This window comes from Actinomyces sp. S6-Spd3 (genome assembly GCF_000758755.1).
GTDB lineage: Bacteria > Actinomycetota > Actinomycetes > Actinomycetales > Actinomycetaceae > Pauljensenia.
Genome location: NZ_JRMV01000274.1, coordinates 45,162 through 57,137 on the forward strand (window position 1 = coordinate 45,162; position 11,976 = coordinate 57,137).

Genomic DNA, 11,976 nt, shown 5'->3' on the forward strand with positions numbered 1-11,976 from the left:
AAGGAGCCCGACACGATGATAGACAAACGCGTCTTTTGGCGACCCCTGGCCATCCTTGGGGCACTCGCCTTGTCCCTTCCGGGATCAGCAGTTGCACATGCTACTGAAGGTGCAACAGATACCCCTGTTATTCTCAACGCCCCAACGACCATTAGTGCGGGACAACTTCGTGCAACGGTCTCGCACGAATTCCCACAGGTCACCGGATATACCTTCGCGGGAAATCCCGTTGGCGGCCGCGCGGAAACGCTTCACCAGGTCACGATCGACGGAAACCAATACACCGTCGACACTGTTGAAGCTCAGCGTGTTTCGGACCAGAAAGTTGCCTACACGGTAACTTTCGTCGGCAGCGAGATCACGATGAAAGCCGAGATCGAGGTACAGGAAATTACCTCGCACGCCCAAGGAACAGAGGGGGCAAAACGACCGACTCTGACTTTCCGCATCACTGAGATGAACGGCGCGCACACGGTGGAAATTCCCGGCCACGGCCTCGTCTCGGTCAATGCAGACCAAGGCGGAGCATACGCATGCGGCATCACGGGAGTATCCCGAGGCGCGGCCAATGGCGACTCCTATGCGGGTGTTGACGATACTTTTGCCAGCATCACCGCCTCGACGCCCATTGATTACTATGAACAACCCAGCGCCTACCTCATGGTCAATACCAATAAGGTCGCCGTCGGAATGGAGACCAACGCGACCTACGATGAGCCCCACGGCTATGAAACCAACTGGAATTCCAGGTGGAAGCGCCAGGTCATTGAACAAAACGGCGTCAAGACTTTGATCGCGCAAAACGGTCAGTGGACCTACCGTTCCGAGGCCGCGACGGATGCGATTGGGGACGAAGAACGCCCCTATACGACACTTGTCTTCACAGGAGACGCGAATTCATCGGGCAGTGTTGATTGGCAAGATGCCGCAGTTGCCTATGCGGATATCACTCCTGAGATCACTGGCGCAGCCGACAATCATAAGTGGGTTGTCACCCACATTCCCTTCGATTTTGGTTCGGCCGCAACGCATCCCTTCCTCCAGATCGCCGATGACGTCAAGCGCGTGAGCCTTGCGACTGACGGCTTGGGACAGCGCGTCATGGTCAAGGGCTATGCCTCTGAAGGGCACGATTCGGGCCACATGGACTACGGCGGTAACATCAACACTCGCGCCGGTGGCGAGGCTGACTTCGGCACTCTCTTCACCAGCACGAAGGATGTCAACGCGATCTACGGCGTTCACGTCAATACAACCGAGGCCTACCCGGAAGCAAACTCTTTCGGTTCTCTTCCCTTCACCGGTGGCCGCGGATGGAACTGGCTCAACCAGTCCTACTACGTCAATCAGCGTGACGATTTGGGCAACGGCGGCGCTGTTAATCGATTCCAGGAACTGCGCAATCAATTCCCCTTAAGCAAGTACCCCAATTTCCGCTGGATCTACATCGATGTCTACTACGGTTCGGGCTGGCAAGCCGACCGCTTGGGCAACGAACTCAACAAGATGGGATGGGAAGTCGGATCCGAATGGGCAGACCGCTTCGAGAGGCACTCCCTGTGGTCGCACTGGTCGAATGACGAGCACTACGGTGGCGCAACCAACAAGGGCTTGAACTCCCAGGTCATCCGTTTCGTCGACAACGCGAATAAGGACAATTGGAACCCGAATGTTGTCTTGGGCTACCCCCAGATCGTTGAGTTCGAAGGCTGGACTGGCCACCAAGATCAAGACGCGTTCTACCGCAATATCTGGTCAAACAACCTGCCTAGCAAGTTCCTCCAGAACTCGCGCATCATGCGCTACGACACCGCGGATGCAGGGGACGGAAAGACGAAGCACACCTACACATTCGCTAACGGAACGGTAGCTTCGGGTTCGACGGCTGTCACCGCTCAAACAGAGGCAAGTTACGTTGTCGGAACGATCCAGGCAGACATGTCGTCCTCGCGCGAATTTGTCTACGACGGGGCAACAGTCCTTCGAGGCGACAGCTACCTCTTGCCGTGGAAGGACAACGGAACTTCTGCCGGAGCAGATCGCCTGTACTACTACAACCCCGCTGGAACTGCGACGGAGTGGACTCTCACCAAGTCCTACCAAGGCGTTGGTTCTCTAGCCGTCTACCGACTCACCGATCAAGGCCGCGTGAAGGTTACTGATCTGGCTGTCTCTGGCGGAAAGATCACCATCCCGGCCTCGGTCTATGACGGAGTAGCTGAGGGCGATCGCGACCACACGGCCTTCGTGCTGGTACCAGAAAATGCTCCCGCAGCCGTCTCGACCCCCGCATGGGGCGCAGGAACCGTCTTCGCTGATCCTGGATTCAACTCGGGAAGTCTAAGCGGCTACACAACGACTGGTTCAGTCAGCGTCGTGAAGGATCCCCACGGTGATCCTGTCGCACAACTGGGCGCAGGCAAGGCCTCGCTGTCCCAAGAGATGACCCTCAACGCAGGAACCTACCAGGGCAGCGCGTGGCTCCAAATCAACAATGGAAAGACCCGCAAGGTCACTATTTCCGCCTCGGGAGATGGCGTGACAAGCGCCGGATCGCAGCAGCGAAATGGGGACTTGGGGGCAACTCGAGACAAGCCTGTGACGACAGTCTTTGAGGACTTCGAGAATATTGCGGAAGGCTGGGGCCCCTTCGTCAAGGGCGATGCCGGCAATATCACGGACCCGCGCACGGTTCTGGCCTCGCTGAACGCTCCATACACTCAACGAGGCGGAGTCCTTCCCGACCGTTCGCATAAGGCGACGGATGACGCGATTGCGGGACACTGGTCACTGAAGAGCCACGAAGAAAACGGCGGTCTTGTCTACCGGACGGTTCCACAGACCGTGAATCTGCAGGCGGGACACCGCTACCGCATTTCCTACGACTACGACAACGCCGTGAGCGGTTCATACTACTGGGTCACTGCATACGATTCTGCGGGAGCTGACGGAGTCAGTGCGAACTATCTCGATTCGACGCTGCTTCCCCAAACGGAGAGGCCCTCGCACTTCGTTGAAGAACTCAATGTTGGTGCTTGCGGCTCCTACTGGGTTGGCCTCTACAACGTCCAGGGAGGAAAGTCAGGAAACGATTTCTCGATCGATAACTTCCGAGTTGAAGATCTTGGAACAACCGCCGACGTCCCTGCCTGCGCTGCTGCGAGCATCGCAACCCAAGGAAGCGCGATAGAAGGCAAGACCGTCCAGGTGACAACGACCTTGGTGAATAATGAGTCTGCGGATGTCACCAATGTCCGCAGCGAATTGAGCCTTCCGGCGGGGTGGAGTGCACAGGCGACTTCGCCCACGACTGCCGAGACTCTTGCCAAGGGAGAAACCTTCACCACCACGTGGACGGTGAGCATTCCCGAAGGGGCCGGTGGCAATGCCGTCACCTTGACACACCAGGCGCACTACCGGATCGGCGATGAGGACCGTACCGCTGTGGGCACAACGAGCGTGACAGCTCTGGGATCCATCAGGTCCAATGCCGTCAACTACCTCTCTGACATCCCCTTCTCATCGACGTGGAACTCCAACGGCTGGGGACCTGTCGAGCGTGATAGCGAGGTCGGCGAAGATCAAGCAGGAGACGGTGATCCGATCTCGATGAACGACCAGCCCTATGCCAAGGGCCTGGGCGCACACGCTCCCAGTGACCTCGGTTTCGAACTGGACGGAAAGTGCACAACCTTCAAGGCAACCGTTGGCGTGCAGGACGGACAGTGGAGTGGCTCAGTGACCTTCCACGTCATCGGTAGCACTGACGGTTCCTCCTGGTCCGATGTCGTTCCAGAAACTTCGGTTATCAGGGGAGGAAGCGAACCGAGGGATATCTCGGGCAATGTTCGAGGGATGAAGTACATCCGCTTGATCGTTGGAGACGGCGGCAATGGCAACGGTAACGACCACGCGAACTGGGGTAATGCCCGCGTGCTGTGTGGAAACGCTACCGAGGGTGGCGACACTCCCGCCCCTGAGCCCACTCCGACTCTGACGCTCAAGGACTACACGGGAGCCCTCCAGTTGGTCAGCGCACCGGCTGCCTACGAAGAGAATCCGGCCTCGAACATGTTCGACAAAGACCTGACGACCTTCTACGACAAGGATTGGGTCAACCTCACCGACCACCCCAGCACGATTGATCTCGCCCTCTTCGAAGGAAGCGATCCCACTGGCGCACAGCCGGTGAATATCGGCGGCCTGTCGATCGCAGGACGCGCGGGGCAAGCTAATGGCCGGCCCAAGGCCTACGAGGTCTATGTTGGCCAAGACGCAGCGAACATCAATCAGAAGGTCGCCGAAGGCACTTTGAGAAACACGGCTCTTGCTCAACGTATTACCTTCGACGAGGCCGTGAACGCGAAGTATGTTCGCATCCGAGTCCTGAGCAATTACAAGACCAAGGCCGACCAACCCGATGGCCTGCTTGCAATCGCCGAGCTGGGCGTTCTTGTTCCTGATGGAACGACGCGCGCAGCTGTTTCGGGTAGCGACCGCAGTGCTGGTACGCGAAGCGCACGCCGTGCTCGCTCCTTGGATGATGAACAAGCGCTGACGGTGAATACAAATGCTGAAGGACTGGTCGGACAGAACTATCTGGATGTCCAGACGGTGAATGATACCGATCCTGCTGCAAACCCAGAGACCGTCATTGACCGGACCTGGGCCGAAAACTGGATGGCTGCGGATCAGAAGCACCGGACCAATAGCGATCCTAGTTCCTTCCAACGCGTTCCTGTGACTTTCACGGTCGCGAAGGATGGAACGAAGGTGCGCTTCACCATTGCCGCTGATGAGGGCGATGCGCCGGTCTTATTCGACAATCTCCGCATGGTGAAGATCGAGCGTCCTACGACCAACGATCTTCTTGGCGTGGATTGCATGGCTGATCCGACTCCGGAGGCATGCACAACAATGCGGGCGAACGCACGCATTGGCTTGAGCACTGCTCTCAGCGTCTCGCTGCCGGCACCGACTCCGAACCCAACTCCGGACCCAACGACGGATCCAACGACGGATCCAAGTACTCAGCCGACAACGGATCCCACCACCCAGCCAAGCGGGGATCCAAGTACCCAGCCTAGCGCCGATCCTTCTCAAAGCGGCGCACAGCAGGCTGGCTCCGCCTCTGTAGAGCAAAAGGGCACGGCCTCGGCAAAGGATGAAAAGAAGAAGAGCACCCGCAAGGGCAAGAAGTCATCTCTTGCTCGCACAGGTGGCGAAACAAGCACGATCTTGATCAGTGCCGCCCTCCTGACAGCTGCAGGCTACGCACTGCGTAGACGTCGCATGAATTGAGGTGAGTATCCCGGTGGGGAGCTGAGCTGAGGGGCAGCTCCCCACCACACACAAGGCGGGGGTGCCGGTGAATCACCGGCACCCCCGCTCATAGCTATGAGACGCGAATTACGAGCGCTTCTTCCGCATTGTCGCGGCGCCAATAGCGCTTGTCCCGGCAGCGAGCAGCAGCACTCCGCCGGTGATAGCACCGGTCTTGGCGAGCTGCGTTGCAGGCGTGGGAGGAACCGAGGGCGTAAGCGTCGTCGGTGTCGGCGTCGGACCAGGCTTAAAGGACAGGCGCGTCACGTAGGGATGCGACTCGCTGGTCGTGTACTTCAAGGGGTGCTTCATGAGCGGAGCTTCGTCCCATCCGGCAGAAGGGCCGGTCATGGGCTGCCTCCATCCGGCGCTAAAAGGGATGTCCGAAGGAGGACAAGCAGGCGACGGGGGATCGAATACCGTTCCAAGAACAGAGCGAGGCTCGGCCGGTTCGACAGTGTCGTAGTCGCCCATAGTCGGAGGGCATGCGGGTGAAGGCTGCCCGGGGATGACGATGACACCGAGTTGTTTCTCGACATCAACCGAGATAATGCCCTGCGTAAGGTGATCGATCGTGTAATCCGAATCGGCAGTTGCGGAATCAGTGAAGGCAATCTTCTTAATGGTGATCAGCGCTTCACCCTGAAGCCCAGCCATCGCATCCTTGAGGGCTTCAATGGTGGTGATCTGATCGGGGTTATCGAAGTCAACGGTGACCGTTGCGGTCTGTCCGTCAATTGCCACTGTCTTCGCTGAGAAGCCCTGGGGAAGCCCCGTCACCGAGATGGCCGAGGGATCAGAGAACTTCAGCTGCGCAGGAAGAGTGATCTGCGTTGTGAAGCCCAAGTGAGCATTCTTCAGCGCAATATCGTCGAAAGCGTTGGGAGTCTCGTCGTATTTCTGGAGGAGATCCGCAATGCGTCCACCGCGAAGGTCATTCAAGTGAACGACGTTCTCGATGGTCAGAAGGGAGTCCTTATTCTCGGCGTGGATCTCTTCCTTCTGAGTTGGGGGGTTCTCATCGGTGCCGATCTTAAAATCGGTGTCGATTGCCGGGTCGTCACCGTTAACCGGAAGGGTGCCGAAAGCCTTCTTGTACTTGTAAATGCCGGTCAAGCGATCCGAAGAGAGCTCCCAAGTGGAGAATTCGTAGTCGGGAATTCCTGCGGCTTGGAAGAAGTTCGGTCCGGTCTTCGGGGGCTGCAAGTCGTGGCCGTCCTCTTCATCAACCCAGCGCGTTGTCCGGGTTGGTGCGGACGCGAAGCAGTCGGTAGGCGACTCCGCCAGCATCAGGGTCTTCGTATCGAAGTTAAAGACCTGAGCGGGAGTGGCCGATGATGTGAAGAAGTTGAACTTACCTGTAACGGTAACCTGTTCGCTGGCCAGTCGAGTCGCTGCCGTGGGGTCAGTGGTGCCAACGGCATAGGGGACCTGGACCTTGATCGTGTGCTGGCCGGGGTTGGCCTTCTCTGCATCGTAGATATCGAGCAGCTGCTGCCAGCTCAGATCCTTGAACTGAATGTTCGCAGTGACCTGTGTGCGCTCAGAGTTGGGGGAGAACCAGGTGTAGGCGAGCATCGACGAGGTAGATTTCGCGCGAGACGTCCCCAAACTGACTTCCTCAGGGACACTCACGGTCAGGGCGATGTCGGAGTTGTAGAAGCTACCGGAATCGTGGGGGGAGAGTCCCTGTGCAGCTGCAGCGCGGATTTCGGCCTCGTGGCCTGCAAGAAGCGTGGTGATCGGGATCTCCACTACGACGGTACCGTGATAGGTCGTGATCACAGGGTTGGTATTGCACACAGTCGTCGTTGTAGAAGAGGTGTACTGCGACAGAGAGAAGGCCTGGTCATCGGCTTGCGCACCGCGAGGCGCAAACATTGTTACCGTACCTGCGGCGAAAAGGGCCAGTCCAGCGCCTGTAGCCAGAACTCTCCGGCTTTTCCTCATTATGTCCCCCAGTTTTTGATGCGTGTTTAAAACGTCGTGATTCAGGATTTTTTCAGTGTACTCATTGTTGATACAAAAGCACATCGTCTACTGAGAGCTTAGCTTTGGATTGAATCTTCTACAAGGCGCGGTCGCATCGCGCACACCTGATCCGCATCTGCTCCATTGTGCACTCGACGTCCCCGCCACACTAGGGCAATTTTTCAAGCAACACCGCGCATTCCATGTGTTCGGTGTGGGGGAACATATCGAAGAGTCGCGCCTGTAGCGGGGCATAATTCGGCATTCGTTTCAGATCGCGAGCAAGCGATTTGGGGTTGCACGAGGAATAGATCACGTAGCGCGCGTGTGAGTCATTAATCCACTCTGCGAAAGCCTCACCAATGCCGCGCCGCGGGGGATTAACGACGATAGCCTCGGGAGTGGCATCAATGCCCTGGTCGAAAGCCCACTGTGCGGCGTCTGCGGCCATGAACGTTACACGATCGCTCACCCCAGCATCGGCGGCGGTGCGCTGGGCCGAGGCGATGGCCTCGGGCGAAATCTCAACGCCGCTTACGCGCTCAATCCCGCCAAGCGCCGCATGCAGGGCAAAACCACCCACTCCGCAGTACAGATCCCACAGCGAGGTTGCACCGCTGCTGCGCGCCCACTGCGCGACTTGGCGATACAGTTCCGAGGCCACTCCCGTGTTGGTTTGCGAAAAAGACCTCGGCCCCAGGTGCAGTTCGACATCACCAACGAACATGGGAAGGGTCGTTTGCTCGGAGATCACAATTTCTTCATCGCCCTCAACAAGGGCCGCGTGAATGGGAAGAATGTTGACGGTGACGACCTGGAGCGTGGGGATGAGGGAGTGTAGAAGAGGCAGGCGAGAACGCAGTCTCGCCAGTTCGCGCTTCGATCGCAGCACGAAACGGATCATCAAGGCTTCATCGGAGCCCTGAGTCACAAGAATCTGTTTGAGTTCGCCTGTGCGTTTCGTGATGTCATAGGGCTCAATTCCGGTGCTCCTGATGAATTCCTTGAGGGGCTCAATGCTTCGAGCGATGGTATCGGTGTGTGCGATGCAGTGAGGAAGGTCGACCCCTTCATAGGTAGGCGCTGGGCCAGTGATGCCCAGAGTTGGATGCTCGGTTGTGCCGCCGATCGCGAACTTTGCCTTGGTTCGATAGTGAGAAGGTGACGAGGCCGCGGGAAGGAGCCACTGCATGGCGGATGCGTGTGGAATATCGGCAAGAATCTTTTCAACTGCACTCTGGCGCTGTGCAAGCTGAAGATCGTAGGGAGTGGGCATTAACGGACACGAATGGCACTGTCCGCTTGTTAAATGTACGCACTCCATCGCTTCATCTTGGCATCTTGATCCTTTCTTTGCCACAAACGAGGCCGAGTGGGCGTTGAGTGGTGTGGTGCCACTTGTGCGCACGCTGGGGGAGTAGGAAGGTCGGAAGCGTGTGGGCATTAAGATGCTTCCATGAGTGAAAAGCCAGGCGTGGGCGCAGTTGACGAACCGCGTGAGGTCCCTCAGGGGGCTCTTGCGAGTGCTGAGACCATGCGTATTGACACTTGGCTGTGGGCAACCCGCCAAGTGAAGTCGCGTTCTCAGGCGACGGCGGCTGCTCGCGCCGGACACGTCAAGCTCAACGGGGAATCGGTAAAAGCTGCGCAGAAAGTGCGGGTGGGCGATGAGGTCCGCCTGCGGGTGGAGGGTTTCGACCGCGTCCTTATTGTTCGCAAGCTTCTTGTGAAGCGTCTGGGCTATCCCTTTGCGAAGCTGTGCTACGAGGATCTCAGTGAGCCGAGGCCTCGGTTGGGGGTCGCCTTCGCCCAGCGTGAACGCGGCAGTGGGCGCCCGACGAAGAAAGAGCGTCGCGATATGGAGAAGTTCCGCGGAATGAATCCCGACTTTTCCGCGGAGTTTCAATGGTAATCGGCAGGGTTGTCGATTCTTAGAAAGTAATTTTGGAAAACAGGGAATAAAACCCTCCAAAAAAAGTTGAGTATGTCAGACTCAAGGTTGGGTGTAGCGCTTGCGGGCGTGAGACTTGATCCCTAAACTTGAGTGCAACAGGCTCAAGGTGGTCTGGAGGTCGATATCCTCGGCCACCACAACAGAAGACGTACAAAGCGCGGTATCGCCTCGGCGATAATTTCCACCACGCTTTGATGAAAGGAAACTCATTATGGGACGCGCAGTAGGTATTGACCTCGGCACCACGAACTCCGCTATTGCAGTGCTCGAAGGCGGAGAACCCACAATCATTGCAAACGCGGAAGGCACACGTACGACCCCCTCGGTCGTTGCTTTCTCCAAGACCGGCGAGGTCCTGGTTGGCGAAATCGCCAAGCGTCAGGCGGTCACGAACGTTGATCGCACCATCTCTTCGGTCAAGCGCCACATGGGCACTGACTGGACCGTGACAATCGACGACAAGAAGTACACCGCTCAGGAAATCTCCGCGCGAATCCTCTCCAAGCTCAAGAGGGACGCGGAAGAATACCTCGGCGAGCCCGTCACCGACGCGGTCATCACCGTTCCTGCGTACTTCAACGACGCAGAGCGTCAGGCAACCAAGGATGCCGGACAGATCGCAGGCCTGAACGTCCTGCGTATCATCAACGAGCCCACCGCAGCGGCACTGGCCTACGGCCTCGAAAAGGGCAAGGAAGACGAACTCATCCTGGTTTTCGACCTCGGTGGCGGCACCTTCGACGTCTCCCTGCTGGAAATCGGCAAGGATGATGACGGCTTCTCCACCATTCAGGTCCGCGCAACCGCTGGCGATAACCGCCTCGGTGGCGATGACTGGGATCAGCGCATCGTTGACTGGCTGATCGAGCAGGTTAAGTCCAAGGACGGTGCAGACCTGTCCAAGGACCCGGTTGCTCTTCAGCGTCTGCGTGCAGCAGCTGAGCAGGCCAAGAAGGAACTGTCCAGCGCCATGAGCACGAACATCTCGCTGCAGTACCTCTCCGTGACTGCAGATGGCCCCGTCCACTTGGATGAGACCCTTACCCGCGCAAAGTTCGAAGAAATGACTGCGGATCTGCTCGCGCGCACCAAGACCCCCTTCGAGAAGGTCATCAAGGACGCCGGAATCTCCGTCAGCGAGATCGACCACGTCGTCCTGGTCGGTGGCTCCACTCGTATGCCCGCCGTTGCCGAACTGGTCAAGAAGCTCACCGGTGGCCGCGAGCCCAACAAGGGTGTGAACCCCGATGAGGTCGTCGCAGTTGGCGCAGCTCTGCAGGCCGGCGTCATCCAGGGTGACCGTAAGGACGTTCTGCTGATCGACGTGACTCCTCTGTCCCTGGGCATTGAGACCATGGGCGGCGTCATGGACAAGGTCATCGAGCGCAACACCGCAATCCCGACCAAGGCATCGCGCGTCTACTCGACCGCTGCCGACGGCCAGACCTCGGTTCTGGTCCAGGTCTTCCAGGGCGAGCGTCAGTTCACCGCTGACAACAAGTCGCTCGGTAACTTCGAGCTCTCCGGAATCGCTCCCGCACCGCGCGGCGTTCCCCAGATCGAAGTGACCTTCGACATCGATGCAAACGGTATCGTTCACGTCTCCGCGAAGGATCTTGGAACCGGCAAGGAAACCGCGGTGACCATCACCGGCGGTAGCGCCTTGAGCAAGGAAGAGATCGATCGCATGGTCAACGAGGCCGCGCAGCACGAAGAGGACGACAAGAAGCGCCGCGAGGAGCTTGAGATTCGTAACTCCGCAGAGCAGCTGGTCTACACCATCGAGAAGACCCTGAAGGAAGACGCCGACAAGGTCTCCGAAGCGACCCGCCAGGAAGTCCAGGGAGACCTTGACGCCGTGAAGGAAGCCCTCAAGGGCAGCGACATCGAGGCTGTCAAGAGCTCCGTTGAGAAGCTCAACCAGTCCGCGATGAAGATCGGCCAGGAGGTCTACCAGAACGCTCAGGCTGCTCAGGCCGCCGCTGAAGCAGGTGCTTCGCAGTCTTCCTCCTCTTCCTCCGATGACGACGTCATCGACGCCGAAGTTGTGGATGAGGACGACAAGTGAGCATCGAGCCCACGAATACTTCCGACGACGCCCAGGATCCGGTGGTCGGCTCTCAGCCGGCCACCCCGGGCGACGCCCAGCCTCACGCTCAAGAGGGCGCAGCTGCAGGTGCGGCCGCGGCCTCGGCAAGCGCTCAGGGCGAGGAAACGGGCGAGGTCGACATGTCGGACTTCGAAGAGCAGCTGGAAGACAGTGAACTGTCCAAGGCTCTCGACCAAGTGGCGCAGGCGGAAGAAAAACTCGCCCGCGCCCACGCAGACCTGTACAACCTGAACCAGGAATATTCAAACTTCGTTCGCCGTTCCAAGGAATCCGTCGCCGGCCACGTCCAGTCCGGACGCGACCAGGTGCTCGAGGCAATGATCGGTGTCTTGGACGATATCGAGGCCGCGCGCAAGCACGGGGATCTTAATGACGGTCCCTTTGCCTCGATCGCGAACAAGCTGGAAGACACGCTTCGCACCCGCTTCGAGCTGGAACGTTTCGGAGATGAAGGGGACGATTTCGACCCCATGCTCCACGAGGCGCTCATGGCTCAGCCCAGCGCTGAGGTGGATCATCCGGTCTTGGGACAGGTCTTGCAATCTGGATATCGTCGCGGAGACACCATTATCCGCGCGGCGAAAGTCCTGGTGTACAACCCTGAATAAGGAACATTCAA

At 58.3% G+C, this 11,976-nt stretch carries 7 protein-coding genes; 4 read left to right on the plus strand and 3 right to left on the minus strand.

Annotated elements, in window-relative coordinates; translation table 11 throughout:
• Positions 1 to 15 precede the first annotated feature (15 nt).
• Positions 16 to 5,301, plus strand: a complete 5,286-nt coding sequence (locus HMPREF1627_RS03685; RefSeq protein ID WP_052040832.1) for an endo-alpha-N-acetylgalactosaminidase family protein — start codon at positions 16 to 18, stop codon at positions 5,299 to 5,301.
• Positions 5,302 to 5,409: 108 nt separating this feature from the next.
• Here the strand turns inward: HMPREF1627_RS03685 and HMPREF1627_RS03690 are convergent, their stop codons facing one another.
• The gene (locus tag HMPREF1627_RS03690; protein ID WP_234305238.1) at positions 5,410 to 7,203 is read right to left on the minus strand and encodes a cell wall protein; all 1,794 of its coding nucleotides are present in this window, start codon (positions 7,201 to 7,203) and stop codon (positions 5,410 to 5,412) included.
• Between the two features lie 259 nt (positions 7,204 to 7,462).
• Positions 7,463 to 8,569: a methyltransferase domain-containing protein gene (locus HMPREF1627_RS03695; protein ID WP_034501252.1), complete on the minus strand. Its 1,107-nt coding sequence runs from the start codon at positions 8,567 to 8,569 to the stop codon at positions 7,463 to 7,465.
• 180 nt (positions 8,570 to 8,749) lie between these two features.
• On the opposite strand from HMPREF1627_RS03695, the gene HMPREF1627_RS03700 reads away from it, so the two are divergent.
• Positions 8,750 to 9,205 (plus strand): RNA-binding S4 domain-containing protein, encoded by a 456-nt coding sequence (locus tag HMPREF1627_RS03700; protein WP_034501253.1) that lies wholly within the window; start codon positions 8,750 to 8,752, stop codon positions 9,203 to 9,205.
• Between the two features lie 81 nt (positions 9,206 to 9,286).
• On the opposite strand, the gene HMPREF1627_RS10760 is transcribed toward HMPREF1627_RS03700, so the two are convergent.
• The gene (locus HMPREF1627_RS10760; RefSeq protein ID WP_234305239.1) at positions 9,287 to 9,457 is read right to left on the minus strand and encodes a hypothetical protein; all 171 of its coding nucleotides are present in this window, start codon (positions 9,455 to 9,457) and stop codon (positions 9,287 to 9,289) included.
• A 1-nt stretch (position 9,458) separates the two neighbouring features.
• On the opposite strand from HMPREF1627_RS10760, the gene dnaK reads away from it, so the two are divergent.
• Complete coding sequence (dnaK, locus tag HMPREF1627_RS03705; RefSeq protein ID WP_034501255.1) at positions 9,459 to 11,315, plus strand: molecular chaperone DnaK; 1,857 nt, start codon at positions 9,459 to 9,461, stop codon at positions 11,313 to 11,315.
• Positions 11,312 to 11,965, plus strand: a complete 654-nt coding sequence (locus tag HMPREF1627_RS03710) for a nucleotide exchange factor GrpE (RefSeq protein ID WP_034501256.1) — start codon at positions 11,312 to 11,314, stop codon at positions 11,963 to 11,965. Before dnaK ends, HMPREF1627_RS03710 begins: the two co-directional genes overlap by 4 nt.
• Positions 11,966 to 11,976 lie beyond the last annotated feature (11 nt).

Bases quoted from the DNA above. Each gene is read 5' to 3' on its own strand.
- HMPREF1627_RS03700 (WP_034501253.1), top strand. From the start codon at position 8,750: ATGAGTGAAAAGCCAGGCGTGGGCGCAGTTGACGAACCGCGTGAGGTC.
- HMPREF1627_RS03695 (WP_034501252.1), bottom strand. From the start codon at position 8,569: ATGCCCACTCCCTACGATCTTCAGCTTGCACAGCGCCAGAGTGCAGTT.
- HMPREF1627_RS03685 (WP_052040832.1), top strand. From the start codon at position 16: ATGATAGACAAACGCGTCTTTTGGCGACCCCTGGCCATCCTTGGGGCA.
- HMPREF1627_RS03690 (WP_234305238.1), bottom strand. From the start codon at position 7,203: ATGTTTGCGCCTCGCGGTGCGCAAGCCGATGACCAGGCCTTCTCTCTG.
- dnaK (WP_034501255.1), top strand. From the start codon at position 9,459: ATGGGACGCGCAGTAGGTATTGACCTCGGCACCACGAACTCCGCTATT.
- HMPREF1627_RS10760 (WP_234305239.1), bottom strand. From the start codon at position 9,457: ATGAGTTTCCTTTCATCAAAGCGTGGTGGAAATTATCGCCGAGGCGAT.